This is a genomic window from Opitutaceae bacterium, assembly GCA_041395105.1.
Taxonomy (GTDB): Bacteria; Verrucomicrobiota; Verrucomicrobiia; order Opitutales; family Opitutaceae; genus B12-G4.
The window spans coordinates 885,054-906,549 of the sequence record JAWLBB010000002.1 but is presented as its reverse complement, the minus strand read 5'-3'; the positions used below and the strand labels follow the sequence as shown (position 1 = coordinate 906,549).

Genomic DNA, 21,496 nt, shown 5'->3' with positions numbered 1-21,496 from the left:
AGATTCTTATGGAGATTCGATCAATGGATTACACTCATAGATTCTGAATGTATCGGGCTTGGATTCGTGTCGATTCGTGTAGATTAGTGGGCGAAAGTCCTAGTTGACCAAGCGTTTCCATTCCAGCATTGGGTGGGCTCCGAAATTGATGAGGACACCTACTTTGAGTTTTGTGGCCTCGAGGTAGTTGATAAGTTGGGCTTCATGCTTTGGAAGCAGTTTGTCTTCGGCTTTCAGTTCCACGATGATCCTGTTTCGGATGACCAGGTCGGGGATGTATTCTTTTTGTAGAACGTGGTCCTTGTATTTCAGCTGTAGTTGCTTCTGTGGTTCAAAAAGGATCTGCCGGTCTGTCAGTTCGATCTCCATGCATTCCTGGTAGACGGCTTCAAGGAAACCAGATCCCATCTCGTTGTAGACTTCGAAGGCGCAGCCAATGATATCGTATACGTCTTGTCCGTGAATCAGGTCTGGCATTGATAGTCAGACGAGGTGCTTAGGTATATTCTGTTGCCCACGAATTGGCACTACTAATCTCCACGAATTGAGTCTGCGGGAGTCTGGAAAGTCCGGTTCCGGATATTTGTGACGATTCGTGTAGATTCGTGGGTGGAAAGTCTTCTCTCCGGTTACCGGAGCTTCCTGACGGGATTTCCCGCGTAGATTCCGGGTTCGGTGATGTTTTTCGTGACCACACTGCCGGCGCCGATGACGACGTGGTCGCAGATGCTGACCGGAAGGATTGTCGAATTGGTCCCGATGCTGACGTGGTTGCCGATCGTGGTGCCTTTCCAGAGGTCTTCCCGGCCTTTGGCGGGGCCACCCGTCGCGAAGAGGTCGTTGATGAACATGGCCCCGTGCGAGATGAAGCAGTCGGAGCCGATGGTAACCAGCTCGCAGATGAAGGCGTGGGACTGGACCCGGGTGCGGGCGCCGACGGTCACGCGCCGCTGGATCTCCACGAAGGGACCGATGAAACAGTCGTCGCCGATCGTGCAGCCGTAAAGATTGGCCGGCTCGATGACGGTCACGTTCTCACCGAAGGTGACGTTGACGATGCCGGATTTGAGGATGCGAGGGGAGGGCATGGGAGAGGCGAGCGGCGCTCGCGGAGATGGCAGATGGCAGATGGCAGATGGAAGATGGGGTCTGTCACGCAGGCCTTGGGGGCTGGTTGACTGTTATGGCACCGGAGGGCGCTGCTTCATGGGAGCTGACCTCTGAAATCTGATCTCTGACCTCTTCCCAGCCCCACTTTCGGGCATGCTGCCGCCACTGGAGACGCGCCTCGTGGCTTGAACGTCTCCCTTATCGTTCTTGCTCTCTGGTTCCGTCAGGTCGGCCAATGGCTCTCCGTGTGGTATCTGCTTAATCGGCGCATTTTACAGGCGGCTGACCGATCGAGCGTGTTTATTTCAAAATAAAATGAAACCAGGCGCGAGCTTTCCTTCGTCAGGGGTGGGCAGGATCGGCCCTTAAGGGTAAACCTTAGGTAGATGGGCAGATGTGTGACATCTGCGAAGATGGGAGATGGGAGATGGAAGATGGGTGTGGACTGACGGAGGACGGAGGACTGTGGACGTCCGGCTTCTTTTCAATACGCCGGGACGAGGTGGACGGGAGGGGAATTGAAGAAGAGGCTCTAGAGAAGAGGTCGGAGGTCGGATGGCAGTGGCCTTGTCGAACGTCTGAAAGTCGCAGGTCGAAGGTCGGTGGACTTTGGGGAAGAGGCTTTGAAGAAGAGGTCTGAGGTCAGATGTCAGAGGAAGGTGGAAAGTGGAATCTGAGTTGACCTGGTCGGATGACCTGGTATGATTGGATCATGAAAACGATGGTGATTTCGGAGTTTAAGGCAAAGTGCATTGCGGCTCTGAAGGAGGCGCAACGCACCCGGGAGCCCATTCTTGTGACCCGTCGGGGGCGGGCTCTGGCGAGAATTGAACCGGTCTTCGATGATCCGCCACCGCGTCGTCTGGGAGTGCTTCAGGGACAAATGGTGATCCGGGGTGATATCGTCGGCGCGGATTTTGACGCGGAATGGGAATCCAAGGTGTGAATCTGCTTCTGGATACCCACGTCTGGATCTGGTCCCAGGAATCACCGGATCGGATCGGCGATCTGGCCCGGCGGGAGCTTCTCCGGAACGACCGATCGATCTATGTTTCGACCATTTCGACTCTCGAAATTGCGCGCCTGGCGGCGATCGGATTGATTGAGTTGAAGGGCCCGCTCGATCTTTGGATCAGGGATTCTCTGGAGGCACTGCAGGCGTCAACGATCGAAATCTCCCATCCCATCGCCATCGGGGCCTATCAGTTGCCCGGTGAGTTCCACAAGGATCCTGCGGATCGCCTGATTGTGGCCACGGCGCGTGAGCATGAGTTGAAACTGATGACTGCAGATCGCCGGATACTGGTCTATCCAGGAGTGGAGACTCTCGATGCCGAGACGTAAGGGGAGCGGCTTTGCCGCTGGTGGGCGGTTGTCGGTGGGAAGTGGACGGAGGACGGTGGACGGCTTTGGGGAAGTGGTAAGGGGTAAGGGTGAGAGGGGCAGGCGGACGAATTCACTTAGGGGGCATTCCCTTATTCATTGGGTCCGTGTGGCTTGAGATGGGGTTGACTGTGCACGTAATGCACGTAATGTGTGCATTATGAAGAATCTGACATTGCGGGTTGAGGAAAAGGATCTCGAGATCGCTCGCCGGGTGGCGGCTGAACGGGCGACTTCCGTCAATTCGTTGGTTCGGGAGTTCCTGGCGGATCTGGCGAAGACGGGGGATCGCCGGGCTGAAATGCGGCGCGAATTGGTCGCACTGAGTCGGAACTCGGATGCCCGGATTGGTTCCAGTCGCTGGAGTCGGGAGAACCTGCATGATCGCTGAGTTTTTCCTGGATACCAATATCCTGGTCTATTCGGTCGATTCGGACCCGGAGAACGTCCGCAAGCGTGAGATCAGCCTGGATCTCATGGAGTCACTCGACTTCGGGGTGTCCGCGCAGGTTCTGCAGGAGTTCTTTGTCACCGTCACCCGCAAGCTGGAAACACCTCTCGAACCGGGCAAGGCTGCCGTGTTCGTCGAAAAACTGAGCCGCTTGCCCGTTGTGGTCACGGATGCGGATCTGGTCATGGAGGGAGTCCTCGGATCCATCAGGAATCGGATTTCTTACTGGGATTCCGCCATCCTGGTGGCGGCCGGCCGGTTGGGATCCCGGGTGGTCTACTCCGAGGATCTGAATCATGGTCAGGTCTTCGGGTCGGTCCGGGTCGTGAATCCGTATCTGTAGGACGTCAGTCCCCGTGATGCTACGCCTGGGCAGCGGCTATTCCGCTGGTCGGCGGAGGGCGCGGCTTTCGGAGGGGATTTGCGGCTTTGCCGCTGGTGGACGGTCGACTGTGGACTGTGGACGGTGGAGGGGAAGAGGTCAGCGACCCGAGGTCGGAGGTCGGAGGTCGGAGGGTGCGGCTTCGCCGCTGGTGGTCGGAGGTCGTCCGGCTTCTTGTCAGTATGCCGGGACGAGATCGCTCCTTGTTATCAGGCCGGGAACGGCTTAGGCGCGGTCTAGGGGAAGTCTCCCCTGAATCCGATCAAGCGGACGCCGCTGCGTCTATGGCAGACACTCGACCGATTCGAGAATCCGCTTGGCGATTTCAATGTCCTCTTCGAAGTATTCGTGTCCGTCAATGGAGTAACGTCCGACATCGATTTCTAGGTGCCAGTATTCTGACGGGTCACATTGGATTACCCTTCTGAAAACCGCCCAAGGTGCATCGGGACCATGTCCGCCTGTCAACCTGTCCAACTCCGAGAGATCGAACGGAGGTACTGAATCCCTTTTGAAATAGATCTTCATCATCGCTCGTGCATCCTGACCGAGTTCTGGGTATTCATCCACAGGATTCAGGTATGCAGACATCCCATTTGGGAGTTGAAGAGCGAGCTTCGAATGATCGGGTGGGAAGAGGAACGATATTCCGGCCTCTGCGATTTCAACCCGCTGGAGATTAGCGAAGTCCTCCCGAATGACCTTCCCGCTTCGGCAACCAAGAATGAGGCAGAGGACGGCCATTGCCGTGGTTGCTACTTTCAGACGACTGATCATTGGATGAACGGGTGGAGCATGAGATGCTGGCTTAGGTCGGATGAATCGATTCCTCCTGGGAACTTTGGGCTCTTGGAAATGGACCGTTGAAGGATGTCGATACTGGCGCCCATGTTTTGAAGGGTCGAGCGCGCTGCCTCGAAGAACTCGAAGTTCCCATCATAAAAATCGGTGAAATCGCGCATGGGTTTACCCATGTGATAATCAGAGCCGACCCCAAGGTTGGTCAGTCCGCCCATCCGGTATTCAAGCGGAAAGGAATGACCGTTGGATTCCAGGATGTGTTGAACCCAGGAACCGCAGTTGAATCGGGTGAATGCGTAGAGAGCGGGGTGGAAGGTTTCGGGGTGGTAGTTGTTGATGTTTCTCGATGCGATGGCTGCCTGGTAGAGGCGAACCTGTTCTACGGTGTCTCGTACCGGGATGCGATAGGCACGGACATCTGAGCCAGTAGATGATCTCAAATCGAAGGGATCAACATCCGATCGGTCGTTGTAGGCAACATATGAACTCTCTGTAGTGGCCGTCCAGAGTCGGTTCAATCTGGTGTCCCCGGAACGAATCGAATCCGGATGAAAGGAAAACGTTTGTGTAGCGTTAGGGTTTGCCGAGTAAGGAAGGTTCGAACTTGGGTCTATGAGACCTGATCCCTGATTGAGACGCTGAACCTCGTTCGCCCAGCGGGCTTTGTCGACTCCGACGTTGTCGAAGGCCAAGTAGACGTGGACAAGGGCGGGCGATGCCCAACCGAGGCCTGTAGTCCTAAGGGGACGGGTGACGGCGTAGACGTTTTCGCCGATGGGGTCGATTTGGTTGACGGGATCGTTTTCCGCGTAGGCGTAGAGATTGGGGCCGGCATCTTCACCGAGTGGGTCGCGGGAGAGCCAGCGTCCCGTTGCCGGGGAATAGTAGCGCCGCCCGAAATAGACCAGGCCGGTTTCGTCGTCCTGGTAGCGGGAACTGAAGCGGATCGGGTTGTTGCTTGCGGGGATGCCGGAGGATCGGAGGATTTCGCCATAGGGGGCATATTCGTATCGTCCGGCAACTTCGCCGGTTTCCGTGTCGACCAGTGCGACGATGTTGCCCATCGGGTCGGAGCAGACCATGAAGCTCGTGTTGCTCTGGTGATCGTGGATCAGGACGAGACCGCCCACGCCGTGGGCGCCATCGAGGGAGCCGCTCAGGTCTTCTCCCCAGGCGTAGGACCGGATAATGCTTGAGGCGTCGAGGAGGTCCAGTTCGGCCACCAGTTTCCAGCCATCGTAAACGAATCCGGTTTCCGCCCGGATGTCCCAGGTTGCGTCAGTCGACGGACGTTCCGAGACACGCTTCCGGATACGACGGTTCAGGGAATCGTAGGCAAACTCGAGTCTGGTCTGAGGAAAGGTGGGGTCTTCGATCGCCTTGAAGACGTCCTCCCGGGTCTGCATGGCGGTGAGCCGATCTTCGGCGTCCCATTGATAGTCCCAGCGTCCGTCCCGGATGAGTCGCCCGTCGTCGTCGTAATCGAAGGTCTCCGGGGCTCCGGGAGTGAATCGATGCAGGTGGGTGGTGCTGACCGCGTCCTGATGTTCGGGACCGGCCTCGGGCAATACCGCGATAACCTCGATTTCCTGCCAAATCGGAGCCTCGGCGGGATCGACAGGAATGGAGATCCGGAATTCCGAGTCCTGACGTTCGACGCGGGTCCGGTTGACTGAGACGATGGCATCTGGGTGGGCCGTTCCTTCGATCCTGTGGGCGTCGGGAACCTGTCGCGTGACCAATTGATTCAGGTGGTTTGCCGATTCCTCCAGTTGTGCGGATTCCCCGGTGATCTGACGTGTGAGGTTGCCTGCCTCATCCCGTTCGTAGCGGGTTGTTAATTCGGTTCCGTCGCTGAGTCTTCGGGTCGCCTGGGAGAGCCAACCCCTGGTGTCGTTGCCCATTGTCCATTCCTCCCGGAATGGTGAGGTCCGGGAGGTGATGCGCCCCGACGGGTCGCGCTCCACGGTGGTGAGGGTGGTGGACCCGGTGTCCGAAAGTGAGGTGGTGACGGCGAGCACCTCGCCGAAGCCGTTGCGCTTGATCCCGAGCCGTGGCCCGGGGCCAGTATCCGTGAGAACCGTTATTGAAATGACTCGTCCGTGCTCGTCCCGGATAAACCCGATCGGACTGCCCTGATGAACGATCTCCTGAACGCGCCCTTCCGGATCGTAGTCCAGTGTGGTATCCAGAATCCTGGCTTCGTCCAGCTCAAGGCGCAGGGCGGTGGGTCTGCCGACCGCATCGAAGTCCCGACTGAGTGCGGCTTCGTGTTGCCCGTCAAGCGAGCGGGCTTCGTTGACGATCTGATCCAGACCGTCGTAGGTCAGTTCGACCGTTCCGAGGGCATCGGTGATGGTCATGGCGCGGCCTAGTCGGTCGCGGGCGATGACGACGTCCGGTGTCTGGTCGGAGTAGGCGATGGAGAGGAGATTGGCGGACGAGTCACGGCTCAGGGTGATGGTTTCGCCGTCCGCCTTTGTCCGAACGGATGGTCGACCGGCTGGGGATGTCTCAGTCTTGAGGAAGGTTTCGTCGGGGAATTCCCTGGAGGTCGGTCGCCCGGTGGAGGGATCGATCTGCCAACGTGTGGTCGCGGTGTCACCGGAATCGGATAGTGTCGTGCGGATTGCGGTGCGCCGCCCCTGTGAATCGTGTTGAAGCTCGATCAAGGGCTGGCGTGGCGCCTCGAGCCGCTCCAGGTTGCCCAGACTGTTATAGGAGCGGGTCTCGGTCGAGCCTTCGGGCAGGATGATCCGGATCGGACGTCCCTCGATGTCGTACTCATAACGGGTTGTCCGGGTGCTCAATGAATCGTCCGGCTCGACCACGGTATGGGCGATCGTCGTCAGACGGTTGTCCCGGTCGTATCCGGCGGTGGCTGACCCGGCTTGGGAATCGACCATTTCAACCATTCGCCCAATCCCGTCGTAGTCATAGCGGATCTCGCGCAAGACCTTGGCCTCGGCGCCGATCACCTGTTGCCGCACCTGATTTCCGTCCCGCCAGGTGGTGCGAAGGGTGGGGGCGTCGGTCGCCGTCCGGGTGATCAGTAGATCGCCATTGGGCTGCAGTTGAGTGAGGGACACGGTGACGTGATCACCGATCGTGGTTCTCTCCTTGCGTTGCGTGAGCCATCGATCGGAGACCTGCACCACCTCCGGCGAATCCTCTCCCGTTTGCGTCCATCGTTCGACCGTGGTCCGCTCGATGGCCTGGCTCTCTTCAGCCAGGTAGGAGCGGGTGGTTCGGGTTACCCGGTCGGAACCTGCGAAGTCGATCTGCCCGTTTCCATTCTGATCGATGGCAACGATGGAGACGAATCCAGCCGGGTCGGAGTCAAAGAGGGTGCGGACACCGTCACGGTCGGTCAATGCGATGAGGTTCCCTTTGCCGTCGTAGCCCCGCGTCTCCCGCGAACCGTCCGCGTATTCGACGAGGTAGGGTCGGGCGGCGAAATCGAACCAGGTGGTGATCCATTCGGTTTCGGCGTCGTCTTCGCCGATGCGGATTTCGCGGGAGAAGAAGCCCTTCTCGCCGACACCGTAGTCAAAACGCTTCGGGTTCTGGCGGGTACCGTCAACCCGGATCGGGCGTCCATCGCGTGCTTTGACCGTCCGGGATGTCGATCCATCCCGATGGGTGACAAGCTCGACCCGGCTTCCGTCCTCCAGGACGGAGTAGGCGGTCGTCTGCTCCCGGCCCTCGGCGTCGACCCGGACCCTGGGGCGCCCGGCGTGATCGAACCGGCTGAGGAGAGTGCTTTCGTTCTCTCCGACAGGATCAATCGTTCGTCGGGCAATCACCCGATTGTCGGCATCGTAGTCATACTCCGTGCGGATGCCGGCCGAGGTTCGTGCGGAGACACGGCCGAGGACGTCGTATTCATGGTAAACAGACAGGCCGTTCGGATCGGTTGTGACGCTCGGGCCACAGCAGTTGTAGGTCATGGTTTCGCTGCTGCCGTCAAGGAACTCGAATCGGATGGGCCGGCCGAGAGAATCGGTTGCAGTCGCCGTGCGCCGGAAGGTCAGGGTGCCGGTTGCGATATCGCGTGCCTCCTCCACCAGCAGGTTTCCCTCCTGATCGGTGGTCCGGACAGTGAGGGTCCCTGTCTCCGGATGTCCCTCTTCATCGGGATCTGTTCCCACCTCTGTGGTGACAGTGAGAAGGCCGCCGGATTGGCTGTAGTGATTGACGACAAGGAGCCCATCCGGATAGCGGACCTCAATCTCCCGACCGATGAAGGGGCCATCGTCGATGGTTGTTCGCACGGTCTTGAGGTTCGACGGATCGTCCCAATCGGCTTCGGACCCGGTGGCAATCATCTCCCACGATTCCCGGGTCGGCTGGCCGTCCGTGCTGCCGGTATCGGAGAGTTTGATCGTGAAGCTTCGGCCGGTGAGCCGATCCTTGACCCGGGTCTCGATCGTTTCGAGAAGCTCCTCGGAGCCATCGCCGTCAAGATCGGGGATGGAGGCGTAGGTGAACCTGCGTTCGATGGAATCGGTGAGGGCGGCATCCGGGGGTGCATTGAGGAACGGTTCGACCAGGCGGCTGATTCTGCCTTCGTCGTTGTATTCGTAGCGGAACCAATGGCCGGTCGGATCGGTCCGCAGACGGATCTGGCCGAAGGCGGCTCCGTCCGACAAAGGGTCGTCATAATAGGCGATGGTGGCGGTGAGGGCGTCGCCATCCGGATCGGCCACTGTTTCCACGAGCGAGCGTCCCCAGGGAAACTCCCGGAAGCGTTCCAGTCTTCTGGATACGAGGTTTCCCTCAAGGTCGAAAGTGGAATAGGTCTCGGTGACAACGCCGTCTTCGGCAACTGACCGCTCAAGACCTTCCCACCGCAGGCCGTCTCCCTCGACCAGTTCCATCTGTCCGTCCGAAAGAAGTTCGCGGTATTCCCGGATGGTCGTCCGTCCGGAGCTTTCCTCGGTGATCCGCAGGGATCGGCTTTCCTCGCCCTCGGCAAACGAGACCTCCTGGGTGGAGGATGCCTCTGTGCCCGGTTCGGGAACTTCGGACGCGCCTCTGTAGTGATCAATGCGGAACCGATCCGTGCCGAGGGGCGTCACGGTGGTGATGCGCCCGGGCGTTCGGACTGAGCGGATCCTGCCGTCGGTATCCCGGTCGACCTGGACATTGGCGGGGTTGGGATTGACGACCTGCAAGGAACCGGCGTCGCCGAGGGCGGGATCTACAGTGGGCGAGCGCATGGTGAGCAAGCCATAGGGGTTACCGGCGGGGTCGGCGCCCAGTGGAACATTGAAGTCGACGTCGGGCAGGCGGTCGGAGGCTAAACCGGTGGTTGGGGAGTCGCAGGATCCGTAGATGAGGGCGCCTGCGATCTCCATGTTCATACCCTTCTCGAGAGGGATCTCGATCCAATCGGTCGGGCCCGGGGCTCGTGAGCTCCAATCGGAGAATTCAACGGTATCCGACACGGCGTGGTTTGGCTCTTCAGGGCGTTCTTCACCGATGGCCCAGCGGTGGTAGAGATAGACGACGGTGTAGGTGCCCGGACAGGTCGGTGGGAAGAGGGCAAAGAACCGGACCTTTTGGGCGTGGAAGGGTACTGGCCTGGTGCGGTCGAACGGGTCCCAGTTTCGCTCGAAGTCGTTGGCGAACGAATGGCTTGAGGTTCCCGTGGTGGCCAGGGCTTCGGCCCGGACCATGGCGTTTTCCTCAGTATCCTGTTCCAGCAGTTCCTCGAATACGGTGTCCTCGGATGTCCAGTAATAGCCGAACCCATTGGCGCAGCTTGAACCTGATGGGGTCGGACTGAAACCGCGCGTCGTCGCGTTGACGGTGAACTCGCCGCAGTAATCGGAACCGCAGTTTCCGCCGGGGAGGCCGTTGATGCCGGTGCGAAGGCTTGTACAGGAACCGGTTTCGGTCGTGCCGGTCGCGTAGCGCAGGATATGGTAGTCGATCGTCTTGGTCGATTGATCGGCGGGGGTGGTGGCCTCGAAGCGCCATTCACCGCTGAAGGCCAGGTCCTGAACGAAGGAACCCCCGCTGTGGACATGATGCAGTGTTCGAACTCCGGACCAGCGTTCGACCAGATACTTGCGGGGTGCCTCATCCGGATCCGTCGGCTGCGTGTATTCGGAAAACCCCTGCAGCTCAAGCGGTAGAAAAGTGCTCTCGCAGATGATGTTGGTGGCGTAGAGAACCGGGGTCTGGCAATCGGTGGCCTGACCAAGGAGGCGGGTTGCGGACTGGGCGATGAGAACTGCCAGGATGTGAATCCGCTTCGCCCGAGCCATCATGGCAGGTTTACATGGATACGGGTCGGGTCAATCGGAAGGTGACCCGGGAACGCATCGATCGGGGTGATCGCGATGCCTTGGTCAGGGTTTTCACTGAAGTGCGGGTCTTCGTGGAGGTGGGATTGGGGAGGGTAGACTGTTTTGGGAAGAGGTCAGCGGTCTGAGGTCGGAGGTCGGTGGTCAGGCGAGGGAGGAGCGGCATGGCCGCTGGTGGACGGAGGACGAAGGGCGGAGACTTTGAAGAAGAGGTCAGCGGTCTGAGATCTGAGGTCAGATTTCAGAGGGCGCGACCTTCGGAGGAGATTGGCGGCTTTGCCGCTGGTCGATGGAGTACGGATTTGAATTGGATTGGCTTCCGTGAGTCGGTTGGTCACGATGGACTTCTCTTACGGATGTCTGGATTTCGGATGATGAAGCTGATCGTTGTCTCCATGGGCTTCAGTGCCATGGTGCATCCATCCTCGGGCCAGACCCGGTCGTCCGCGACCTACGACCCGGTGGTTGAGGATCAGATATTGGGAGAGGCTCGCATGAATATTGAGAACGTGAGGAAGAGCGTGGCCGGACTGTCTTTTCACGATGAAGAAATGAGACCGATCGCAGGTGCCCGGGTGAGGGTCGATCAGATCTCGCAGGATTTCCTGTTTGGGGCGCTCAGCGACGGAGCGCTGTCTCCGAAATTCAGTCCGGATGAGGCTGCACGTTTCAGAGAACTCTTTGTCGACCTCTTCAACTTCACGATTGTGAAGGTTTATTGGGCCGGGTATGAGCCGGAGCAGGGACGTCCCCAATGGCAGGAGCTCGATGGCTTTCTTTCCTGGTGCGTTCAGCAGAATCTCACCGTGAAAGGACACCCGTTAGCTTGGACGCATCCGGCCGGTACCCCGAACTGGCTGCTGGCATTGCCGGATGAGGCGGCGACTTCCTTGCTCGACGCGCGAATTCGTAATCTGGTCGGAGGTTGGCAGGGGCGTATCGATATGTGGGATGTCGTGAATGAACCCGTAACGACTGTCCCGTGGGAGACGGCAATGCTCGATCCCGCCAACACCGACTGGGAGATCGCTTCAGGAAAGCGCTATCACGTGAGTCAGGTCCAGGTCGGCGAGATCGTTCCCTGGGTTGAGCGGGCCTTCCGGAACGCCGCCGAGGCCAATCCTGAGGGCAATTTCATCCTGAACGAGTTCTTCATGATCGCCCGGCCCGAGGTACGCGCGAAGTTTTGCGAGTTGCTTGGGATACTTCTGGATCGAGGCGTGCCGGTCAGGGGTATCGGGATTCAGGCCCATGAACCGCGCGAAATGTGGTTTTCCCCTTCCCAGTTCAAAGAGGCGCTCGACGATCTGGCGAGATTCGGACTGCCGCTGCATATCACCGAATTCATACCGCAATCGGCAGGGAAACCGATCGAAGGCTGGCGCAGCGGGACCTGGACGCAGGAGGCACAGGCGGAGTTTGCCGAGGAGATCTACACCCAGGCATTCGGACATCCGGCGGTTGCTTCGATCAATTGGTGGAGTTTCTCCGACCGTGACACCTGGCTTGAAGGCGGCGGGCTGGTCGATGAGAACCTCAATCCGAAGCCCGCCTACCGTCTTCTGAAGAAGCTCATCCGGGATGATTGGATGACGAGGGAGGTTGATCTGGTCACGGACTCAACCGGGGCGGTCGAGTTCAGTGGCTTCCACGGACGTTACCGGGTTGAGGTCGTTCTTCCGGGAGGCGACGCAAAGAGCATGGAAATCCATCTCGAGCGCGGAGGTGAGAATACCTGGCAGTTCGAGATGTGACGTCCGGCTTCTCTTCAATACGCCGGGACGAGGTGGGCGGTGGAGGGAGGAGGGAAAGAGGCTTTGAAGGAGAGGTCTGAGGACAGAGGTCAGTGTCGGAGGGCGCAACTTTCGGAGGGGATAAACACCCGCTTCGCTTAAGTTGAGCCTGGCGAAATCCCGGCTCGAAGATGTCGGGAGAACGAATGAAACGGAGGGCGCGACTTTCGGGGGGGATTAGCGGCTTTGCCGCTGGTGGTTGGTCGACTGTGGACTGTGGACGTCCGGCTTCTTTTCAATACGTCGGGACGAGGTCGACGGACGGCAGGGGGCGGACCGGGGTGCCTAGACCCCTGACAGGACGTAGGGTTCGACGGGGCGGAAGCCTGGCTGCTCGCAGAGTTCGTCCCGGGTCTCTCTGGTGGCACACAGGTAAAGGGCGTATCCGCCGAACCCACCGCCACAGTATTTCCAGGCCAGCACCGACTTCGACAGGGACTCGGGAATTGTCAGTTTCGCCGATGGATCGCCGGCCAGTGGCGCCATACCTTCGTCAATCTGCAGGGCGTAGGATTGGCGAACGGCGTCGGCCAATTGAGGCAAGCTGGATGCCCAGACGGCGTCGCGGGCCGTCTTTCCGGCTGCTTCGATGGCATCAAAATCCCGCGAGTTCTGGACCACCCCGGGAGTGTCATGAGGCTTGCCGGTCCAGAACAGTGCCATGCAACCGCGCAGGAAGTCCGCGTTGTGCTTGAGCTCCAGATCCGGTCTGGGGCCGCTTCGCCAGATGCACAGGCCCGTCTCGGAAATGACCGCCGGATCCTGCCAACCCACGCCCAGATCCAGTTCGGCGGTCACCCCATTGCGGCCATTGAGGAGCGCCCAGGCTCCGCTGCCACCCAGACCGGAGTTGCGTTCATAGGGCCAGTCGCGAAGCGATACGGTCGGGGAAATCGCGCAGTTGACCACGTAGGCATTGGGTCGCGCAAACCGGGGCACATCGAGCCAACCTCCTCCAAAGTCGACCCGCAAGGGGGCTTCCTGCGGCGCACGGATATAGCGCACGATTTCACTGGTGGAGATGGGAGGGAATTCGGGCGGGGTCTTGGGCAACACCACGTATAGGGCACCAATCTGCGCACAGAGCTCGCGCTTGAGGGCGCCGTACTTGTCGTCTTCGGTCACGACGAGCAGATGGGGGCGGATTCGCAGGAAGTGTTCCCGGAAATCGAGTCCTTCCTCAAGACCCTCGCCGGCGACGACTTCGTCCACGACTCTCAGCCCGGCCAGAAGTGCGCGCTTGTGCTCATCCGGCAGAGAACTCCGGCGCTGTTTGTGCAGCCACAAGACATCGGCCGAGGCGAAGCAGACGGTCAGGAAATCTCCCAGAGCCCGCGCCTCGCGGAAAAACTGGATATGCCCGGCGTGGATGATGTCGTAGCAGCCTGAGACGAAGACCTTGCGCATGGATGCTAGTGATACGCTTCCGGACGGATGCGGAAAGCCAAATCAGGTGGAACGGCACTCGCCTGACTTGGTGGGCGAGCTTGAGGACACTTCGACGCAGCGAAGTGGCTACACCCGGAAACCTCCGGGGCTACCTGCCTCCGTTCCCGTTCTTGTGGAAGCCGTTGTTGAACTCGACGGGGCCGCCGTCCAGTTTCAGCGACTCGGAGGAGGCTTCGAGGATGCGGACGACTTCCAAACCCTTTTCCCCGCAGGTCAGGGATTTCTCGCCCGACTTGATGGAGTCGAGGAAATGCTGGCACTCGGTCTTGAGGGGCTCTGCCTGCTGGATGTGCGGGATATAGATGTCGCCGTAGTGGTAGGCGTACTGGAACTCCGCAAAGGTGTCGTAGTGCGGGGGCCGCTCGACCCGGGCATCGAAGATCTTGATCTTCTCGTTCGTGGCGACGTCGTCGTAAACGATCATGCGCTTGCTCCCGACAATGGTCATCTCCCGGACCTTGCGGGGGTCCAGCCAGCTGCTCTGGACGATGGCCGAGCGCTCCTTGCGGAAGCTCAGGGAAAGTGTCGTGACATCCTCAATACCCTCGGTCACATGAAAGGCGCCCTGGCAATTGATGGTCACCGGGGTTTCTTCCATGATGTGGAGGATGATCGAGATGTCATGGGGGGCGAGGTCCCAGGTAACGTTGATATCCTTCTGGTAGAGTCCGAGGTTGAGACGGCGGGCGCTGATATAGCGGATGTCGCCGATCTCGCCGCGGTCGATGATCTTCTTGATCATGCGAACCGGGGGTGAGTAGAGGAAGGTGTGTCCGACCATCAGGGTCAGGTTGCGTTCGGCCGCGAGATCGATGAGTTCCTGGCACTGGGCGGTGGAACTGGCCATGGGCTTTTCCACGAAGACGTGCTTGCCGGCCTCGAGGGCCGCCTTGGCCAGTGGGTGATGAAAGCGGACGGCGGTGGCGACCGCGATGGCGTCGATCGACGGGTCGTTCAGGAGGCGGTCGTAGTCCTTGACCGCTTCGACTTCGGGGTAGAGGGATTGAAGATGCTTGCGGCGGTCTTCGCTCAGATCGCACATCGCCTTAAGCCTGCAATCTCTCAACGACCGGAAATTCCGCACCAGATTGGGTCCCCAGTAGCCGAGCCCCACAACGCCCACTCCTATTTCGTCGCTCATAAGGTCCGTCGTCAATTTACGCCGTTTTGATCAAAGGTCACGGTATTTCCAACGGATGGGGCTGGAGATTCTGAAGTAAGCTTGACGGTGGGAGCGGCTTTGCCGCTGGTTGACGGTGGACTGTGGACTGTGAACGTTGGACGGCTTTGGGGAAGAAGCCTGAGGTCAGAGGGCGCGGCTTTCGGAGGGGATTCACACCCGCTTCGCTTAAGGAACGAAGGTGACGAAGGATGGAAAAAGAGGACTGTGGTCGGATGTCGGAGGACGGCTTTGCGAGGATGAGGCTTGAAGAAGAGGACGGTGGAGCGGCTTTGCCGCTGGTGGACGGGTGACTGTGGACTGTGGACGGTGGGCCGTGGACGGCGGACCGAACTTGCACCATGGCGAGTCCGACTCCCCGTGGATTCGTTGGGAGTCGTCCGGCTTCGAGCACTACGCCGGGATGTCCGCCGCGCGGATGAATCAGGCGGCTACCGAGGTGCCGACCGAGTTCTCGGTTTGCTTGGCGGCCGGGGCCTTCCGGGTTTCCAGAGCCTGGACGATGAGGGCCGGAATCGTGCGGACGATGATCGAGAGGTCGGTCCGGAGGTTCTTGTTCCGGGCGTAACGGATATCCATCCGCATCATCTGATCAAAGGTGGTGTGGTTCTTGCCGGACACCTGCCAGAGACCGGTCAGACCAGGTAGGGTCTTGAAACGCTCGCGGTGCCAGGGCTCGTATTCGGCGGCCTCACTGACCATGCAGGGACGCGGGCCGACGATGCTCATCTCGCCGCGCAGGACGTTGAAGAGCTGGGGGAGTTCATCAAGACCGGTCGCACGAACGAGGTTGAAGCCCGGGATGAGGCGGGTGTCGCCGGCGTTGTCGAGCTTGGTCATCGGCTTGTCGGCCGAGTGGATCAGGTTCTTCACGTAGTTCTCGTGGACGCCGGTATCGGCGTTGACCCGCATGCTGCGGAACTTGAAGCAGGTGAAGTGCTGGCCGTCCTTGCCCACACGGGTCTGTTTGAAGAGGAGAGCACCGGGTGATAGTATCTTAATCGCCACGGCAATCACCGCTATGATCGGAAGAAGAAACGGGATGGCGAGGAAGCAGATGGTGAGATCGAGGGTGCGCTTCCAATTCGGGGTGGCGAGGGTGGCGGCAGCTTCTGAATCGAGGAGTTTGGCTTCTTGGAAGGTGAGGCTCATGGGGCGAATCGAAAATCGAGAATTGAAGAATGACGAAGGGGGGCTCTACCTGGGGGACTGTCGGGCGGAGGAGCTGCCGGACGGGTCATTCGAGTTCTGTCCTGCGTCGGTCCAGACAGCCCTGTTTAGGAGGCCCGATTTGGCTCCTGTAATTGCTGTGCTTGACTGGCGTTTCCCCCGCGTTTTCACGATTCCTTCATCAACCTTAAGACTCTCGTTCACAACATATTTACGACGCATTAGGGGTCGATCAGGGTAACCCTTAGAACCGTGCAAGTAGGACCCCTAAGGGGGGCATTCCGGAATGCCTGATTTGTGCCGAACCTGTGGCGGTTCAGTCACGGTTTCGTGACCATCAGGGTGCCTCTGGAAAGGGGCCTGATGGGGTATAGGGAACGGGAGTAGGAGCGAGCCGAGCTCGCGAAGATTGGATTGAGGAGGACAGGAAGTCCCGAACGGAGTGACAAGACCGGATCCAGCTCTGCTGGAAACCGGAACAGGGAAGAAGGATGCTCTGGGGATTGGGATGAACACCCGCTTCGCTCAAGGTAACCAAGGTAACGAAGGTCGGGAGGGGAAAGGATGGCCACATGAGGACCCAAGGGTCGCGAAGAGCTCGGGACTATCTGTTAAGTCCCCGAGGTCTTGTCATCGGGCACGTGACCGGCACACTGCGTGGCATGGTTCGGATATCGATCGATTACCAGGGTGGTCTCCATTGTCAGGTCAGGCATGAGCCTTCGGGTTCCACTTTTCAGACCGACGCCCCAAAGGATAATCAGGGGAAGGGCGAGTCATTCTCCCCGACGGACCTGGTCGCGACCGCCTTGGGGAGCTGCATGGCCACCACCATGGCCATCGTGGCGCGACGGCAGGGAATTGAGTTGGAGGGATTCTCCCTGACCGTGGACAAGGAGATGACGAGCGAGGGGCCGCGCAAGATCGCGCGGCTAACAACGCACTTGCATCTCCCCTTTGCCCGGACCGAAGAACTGGGGGCGCTGATTGAGGCGACTGCGACCGGTTGCCCGGTCTACCTCAGCCTGGGCGACTCGGTTGAGAAGCCGGTTCATTTCCACTGGTCCGCGGCCTGATGGGAGGGACGAAGATTTGGGATGACACAAAGTTCCGAGCGTTTCGCGACTACCGAGGAGCTTTGCGACGACCCCTCAACGAACGAAGTGAGAATAACAGACCGGATCCAGCTCTGCTGGAGACCGGAACAGGTAAGGAGGCGCAGGGCGCTGGAGGGCTTGTCGGGTGGGGGAAAGGGATTCTTCGGAGGGGAGAACTCGGAAGTGTCGGAAGGGGACCCTTCGGCAAACTCAGGGCAGGCGAAGTAAGGCTTCAGAAGCTTACGGTCTCCGAGGTCGGTAGGTGGGGAGACGTGAAGCCTCGATAGGCTTAAGGTCCTGGTGGTTCTCGTGATTCTTTTGGTGTGTTTCAGGGTCTGATTGTGGCTGAAATCTGATTGGAAAATCTTTCCTCGAAGGGATCCGGAAGAATGGCTTTCGGGGTTGCCCGACCGGGCATGCTGGGTCACGGTGGGCGAACTGCTTTCTCCTGAATGATTCGGTTAACCCACCTTTTCTGGATATGATGCGAAATCGATTTGTGCACCTTCTGTCAGTCTCCCTGCTCGCCGTATTTCTCAGCCTGCAGGCGGGCTGTGGTCGGGGAGGGGACAGCTCCGCTGCTCCGGAGACCTTCATCTTTGCCCGGGGCAGCGATGCCCAGAAGCTGGATCCTGCGGATGTGGATGACGGGGAATCGGTCAACACCCTGACCCAGATCTGCGAGGGGCTTGTCCGCTTCAAGTCCGGGACCCTCGAGATCGAACCCTGCCTCGCCAAGTCTGTCATGATCGAGCCCGACGGTCTGACCTACCGCTTTGAGCTGCGGGAGGGTGTCACATTCCACGACGGGACTCCTCTGACCGCAGAGGTCGCCCTGTTCAGCTTCCGCCGGCAGATGGAGGACGATCATCCCGGCCACCTTCCCGGTGCCAATTTCCAATACTGGCGTTACCTTTATCAGGATGTGATCGCGGTCGAGGCGGAGGGGCCGATGACGATTGTCTTCCGGCTGAGCCAGCCCAACGCCTCACTCCTCAATTCGTTGGCCATCTTCCCGGCTTTTCTCGTCAGCCCGGCCGGTCTGGACACCTACGGTGCGGATTTTCAACGGCACCCGATCGGAACGGGTCCCTGGCGCTTCGTGAGCTGGGAGCCGAACGAAGCGATCATCATGGAGAGAAATCCGGACTACTGGGACAAGGCCCATGCACCCCAGTTTGAGCGTCTCGTCATGAAGGTGGTTCCGGACAACACCGTCCGCCTGCTCGAACTCCGATCGGGCCGGGTGCACGGACTGGACGGGCTCCAGCCGGCCGAGGTGGTCTATCTGGACGCGGATCCTGGCTTCACCGTCTATCAGCATGCGGGGCTCAACGTCGGATACCTCTCCTTCAATCTGAATCTGCCCAAGTATCAGAACCCGGAGATCCGGGCGGCCATCGCCATGGCAATCAACCGGACCGAACTCGCCATGGTGGCCCTGGACGGGGCGGGTCGGCCGGCGACCTACCCGATCCCGCCGGGCTTTCTCGGCGAGCCTTCGTTGCCGGACCCGATCGTTCGCGATGTCGAGAAAGCCCGCGAGATCATCGCCCGGCATGCGGATCTGTTCACGGAACCGATCAAGCTGCAGGTCATGAGTGCACCGCGTCAGTATTTCCCGGATCCGGTCAAGGTGGCGTCGTTCATCCGGAGCGAGCTCGAGCGTATCGGCCTGCAGGTGGAGATCGTCTCAAAGGATTTCAAGAGCCATCTGGCGGATCTGCGGGATTTCAACTACGACCTGGGCCTGATCGGCTGGGTCGGGGACAACGGCGACACCGACAATTTCCTCGGCATCCTGCTCGGCAGCTGGGCGGCCGTGAAGGGTTCGGCCACGAACTTTTCGGACTACCGGAACGAGGAGATGGACCGGGTGCTGCTCGCGGCGCGGGCGGAGACCAACAAGGCCGTGCGTCAGAAACTCTATGAGGAAGCCCTCGCGATCTGGCGTCGTGATCTGCCGATCGTCCCCCTGATCCATGGCGACAATATCGCCGTCATGCGCTCAGAAGTGACCGGGTTTGAGCTGCAATTGATCGGCGACCTGCGCTTGGGACCGCTGGGTTGGAAGGCGCGGGGGGAAGGTGATCGGTAGGCGGTATGGGAGCGAACGGGGTTCGCGGAGATCGGAGATCAGGCTACTCTTCGATACGCCCGGACAAGCCGGAGTTCGAAGATCGGGAAGAGGACGGTGGACGGATTCTTCTAGTGGGAGGACAGAAAACACGGAAGAACGGAAGACGGATGCTTTGGGGGATGGGATGAACACCCGCTTCGCTCAAGTTGAGCCTGGCGAAATCCCGGCTCGAAGATGTCGGGAGAACGAAAGGTAACGAAAGTGAAATCGGAACGGTCTGGACTTTCCGATGCAGATTCAGGTTCTTGGAAGGGATGCTGTTTAGGTATTGCGATCAACAGATTCGGGTAGGGCGTGACCGCTGGGCGCGCCTCTCTGAACGGGTCGCTCGTGTCGGCGGCGCCATCTCCAGCGGATCTTTGCGAGCTCCGCTCGCCCGGTCATGAGGCGACACGTCTTTCGTTTCCTCCGGTTCGTCGGGCGTAAGTTGGGGCTCTTCGTGGTAATCTTCCTGATCACGAGCATGGCCCTGTTTCTGGCGATTCGGGCCATCCCCGGAGATCCGGTCGCGCTCCGGCTGAAGAACCCGGATCCTGTTCGCGTGGCCGAAGAGCGGGCCCGTCTGGGTCTGGATGAACCAGTGGTGACCCAGTATGTCCTTTACGTGAAGCGATTCTGGACGGGGGATTGGGGCCGCAGCCTCCTTTCGGCCCGACCTGTCGCCGAGGACGTCTCGGGGTTTTTCCCGGCAACCCTCGAACTTAGCCTTTGCGGTCTCTTTCTGGGAATCGTCGTTGGCGTGATCACGGCGGTCTTTGCCGAGGTCTTCCACCTGGATATCCTGCGAAGGCTGTCCTTTCTTCTGGGGACGATCGGATTGACCCTGCCGATTTTCTGGATCGGGCTCCTCGCACTCATCGTCGGCAGTCTCTGGCTGGGCTGGTTTCCGGCGGGCGGGCGGTTTGATTTTGCCCTGATCAAGCCCCCGGAGGTGACGGGGTTTCTGACCATCGACTCGATCCTCGACGGAGATTTGCGGAAACTGGGGGTCGCCCTCAACTTCCTGGCTCTGCCGGCGTTCTGCCTTTCCTTTTATCCGGCGGCTCAGGTCTGCTCGGTCCTGCGGGCCCGTCTGCAGGATCCGCGGCTGAATACCCTGGTGGCCGCCTTGCGAGCGAGGGGACTGGGACCGATCCGGATCTGGATCCACCACGTGCTCAAGGTGGTCAGCGCACCGGTCATCACGGTTATCGGGACCAATTTCGGGGCGTTGCTCGGCGGAGCCGTCCTGACGGAGACCGTATTTTCCTGGCCGGGACTCGGGCGCTACCTGGTGACGGCTGTGCTCGATCGGGACATCTATGTTGTTCAGAACGTGCTGCTCCTCGTCATTCTGCTCGTGGTCTGTGTGGTCTTTCTGGCGGATTTCGTGGTTGTTTTGATCAATCCGGTGGCCACCGGCAGTTCGGAGGATCCCGACTCATGAAGGGCCTTCCGGGAAAGTGGAGTCCGATGGGAGTGGTGGCTTTGGCCTGGGTGGTCTGGTCCCTCCTTGGGCTTGTCTACACCCCCTACAATCCGCAGGCGCAGGATTTTCTGGATCTGCGGCTGACCTGGTGGGCGCCGGGGCATTGGTTCGGGGTGGACGGACTGGGCCGCGACATGCTCAGCCGGCTCTGGCGGGGGTCCGGGGTCACCGTGGTCCTTGGGCTGGCGGCGAGTTCGCTGACCCTGCTTCTTTCGGCGATCCTTGTCGCGCTGGAGCGGAGTGGGCCGCGGGTATTCAAAAAATTAATACGCGGAATGGTCTCGGTCGGGATCGCCCTGCCGGTGCTGTTCGTCGGCCTTCTCTTCCTGGTCTTTCTCGAACCGTCGCCGGGGACGCTCGTCCTGGCGGCGGCGGTGGGAAGCGTGGCCTTCGGCTTCCGGCAGTTGCGGGTGATCTGGGCGGAGCAGGCCGAGGCGCTTCACGTCGTGGCCAGCCGGGCCCTCGGGGCGCGACGCGGACATATCATCCGTTTTTCCATCTGGCCCAATGCGAGGCTGCAGATCGTGTCGCTGGCCAAGTTGTTCTTTGCGGTCGGGGTGCTGGAGCTGAGCGGCCTGACCTTTCTCGGATTGACCGGCGACCCGGATCTGCCGGAACTCGGGACCATCCTGCGCCATAACCAGACCTATCTTTTCCAGCAGCCCATGCTGGTCATCTGGCCCGGCCTGCTCCTGAGCGGCCTGCTCCTCGTCGTGCACCTGTCGAATGTGCAGCGCCGGGTGTGAGACTGGCCAAAG

General features: G+C 59.9%; 16 protein-coding genes. 9 read left to right on the top strand and 7 right to left on the bottom strand.

The window, feature by feature from the left end:
• Positions 1–99: 99 nt before the first annotated feature.
• Both R3F07_10645 and R3F07_10640 read right to left on the bottom strand, forming a co-directional pair.
• The gene (locus R3F07_10645; protein ID MEZ5276826.1) at positions 100–477 is read right to left on the bottom strand and encodes a GxxExxY protein; all 378 of its coding nucleotides are present in this window, start codon (positions 475–477) and stop codon (positions 100–102) included.
• 152 nt (positions 478–629) lie between these two features.
• Positions 630–1,088 (bottom strand): acyltransferase, encoded by a 459-nt coding sequence (locus R3F07_10640; protein MEZ5276825.1) that lies wholly within the window; start codon positions 1,086–1,088, stop codon positions 630–632.
• Between the two features lie 734 nt (positions 1,089–1,822).
• On the opposite strand from R3F07_10640, the gene R3F07_10635 reads away from it, so the two are divergent.
• The 4 genes from R3F07_10635 to R3F07_10620 all read left to right on the top strand — a co-directional run bounded on the left by R3F07_10635 (position 1,823) and on the right by R3F07_10620 (position 3,287).
• Positions 1,823–2,056 (top strand): hypothetical protein, encoded by a 234-nt coding sequence (locus tag R3F07_10635; GenBank protein ID MEZ5276824.1) that lies wholly within the window; start codon positions 1,823–1,825, stop codon positions 2,054–2,056.
• Positions 2,053–2,454, top strand: coding sequence for a type II toxin-antitoxin system VapC family toxin (locus R3F07_10630; protein MEZ5276823.1), 402 nt, complete (start codon positions 2,053–2,055; stop codon positions 2,452–2,454). The genes R3F07_10635 and R3F07_10630 overlap by 4 nt, the downstream gene beginning before the upstream one ends.
• Before the next feature lie 199 nt (positions 2,455–2,653).
• A complete protein-coding gene (locus tag R3F07_10625; protein ID MEZ5276822.1) occupies positions 2,654–2,884 on the top strand; it encodes a hypothetical protein in 231 nt (76 codons plus the stop codon).
• Positions 2,874–3,287 carry a PIN domain-containing protein gene (locus tag R3F07_10620; protein MEZ5276821.1) on the top strand — a complete coding sequence of 138 codons (414 nt, stop codon included), beginning with the start codon at positions 2,874–2,876 and terminating at the stop codon, positions 3,285–3,287. The genes R3F07_10625 and R3F07_10620 overlap by 11 nt, the downstream gene beginning before the upstream one ends.
• 321 nt (positions 3,288–3,608) lie before the next feature.
• Here R3F07_10620 and R3F07_10615 read toward each other — a convergent pair whose 3' ends face one another.
• Positions 3,609–4,103: a hypothetical protein gene (locus R3F07_10615; GenBank protein MEZ5276820.1), complete on the bottom strand. Its 495-nt coding sequence runs from the start codon at positions 4,101–4,103 to the stop codon at positions 3,609–3,611.
• The gene (locus R3F07_10610; protein ID MEZ5276819.1) at positions 4,100–10,405 is read right to left on the bottom strand and encodes an RHS repeat-associated core domain-containing protein; all 6,306 of its coding nucleotides are present in this window, start codon (positions 10,403–10,405) and stop codon (positions 4,100–4,102) included. The genes R3F07_10615 and R3F07_10610 overlap by 4 nt, the downstream gene beginning before the upstream one ends.
• A gap of 407 nt (positions 10,406–10,812) precedes the next feature.
• On the opposite strand from R3F07_10610, the gene R3F07_10605 reads away from it, so the two are divergent.
• Positions 10,813–12,195, top strand: coding sequence for an endo-1,4-beta-xylanase (locus R3F07_10605; GenBank protein MEZ5276818.1), 1,383 nt, complete (start codon positions 10,813–10,815; stop codon positions 12,193–12,195).
• A 324-nt stretch (positions 12,196–12,519) separates the two neighbouring features.
• Here R3F07_10605 and R3F07_10600 read toward each other — a convergent pair whose 3' ends face one another.
• The 3 genes from R3F07_10600 to R3F07_10590 all read right to left on the bottom strand — a co-directional run bounded on the left by R3F07_10600 (position 12,520) and on the right by R3F07_10590 (position 16,015).
• On the bottom strand, positions 12,520–13,641 hold the full coding sequence (locus R3F07_10600) for an adenylyltransferase/cytidyltransferase family protein (protein MEZ5276817.1): 1,122 nt from the start codon (positions 13,639–13,641) through the stop codon (positions 12,520–12,522).
• A gap of 130 nt (positions 13,642–13,771) precedes the next feature.
• Entirely contained in the window at positions 13,772–14,824 is a 1,053-nt protein-coding gene (locus R3F07_10595) for a Gfo/Idh/MocA family oxidoreductase (GenBank protein ID MEZ5276816.1), read from the bottom strand.
• Between the two features lie 462 nt (positions 14,825–15,286).
• The gene (locus R3F07_10590) at positions 15,287–16,015 is read right to left on the bottom strand and encodes a sugar transferase (protein MEZ5276815.1); all 729 of its coding nucleotides are present in this window, start codon (positions 16,013–16,015) and stop codon (positions 15,287–15,289) included.
• A gap of 680 nt (positions 16,016–16,695) precedes the next feature.
• Between R3F07_10590 and R3F07_10585 the strand changes: the two genes are divergently transcribed.
• The 4 genes from R3F07_10585 to R3F07_10570 all read left to right on the top strand — a co-directional run bounded on the left by R3F07_10585 (position 16,696) and on the right by R3F07_10570 (position 21,484).
• Positions 16,696–17,109, top strand: a complete 414-nt coding sequence (locus R3F07_10585; GenBank protein MEZ5276814.1) for an OsmC family protein — start codon at positions 16,696–16,698, stop codon at positions 17,107–17,109.
• 502 nt (positions 17,110–17,611) lie between these two features.
• Positions 17,612–19,228 carry an ABC transporter substrate-binding protein gene (locus R3F07_10580; GenBank protein MEZ5276813.1) on the top strand — a complete coding sequence of 539 codons (1,617 nt, stop codon included), beginning with the start codon at positions 17,612–17,614 and terminating at the stop codon, positions 19,226–19,228.
• Positions 19,229–19,652: 424 nt separating this feature from the next.
• A complete protein-coding gene (locus R3F07_10575; protein MEZ5276812.1) occupies positions 19,653–20,696 on the top strand; it encodes an ABC transporter permease in 1,044 nt (347 codons plus the stop codon).
• Entirely contained in the window at positions 20,693–21,484 is a 792-nt protein-coding gene (locus R3F07_10570; GenBank protein MEZ5276811.1) for an ABC transporter permease subunit, read from the top strand. The genes R3F07_10575 and R3F07_10570 overlap by 4 nt, the downstream gene beginning before the upstream one ends.
• Positions 21,485–21,496: the final 12 nt, after the last annotated feature.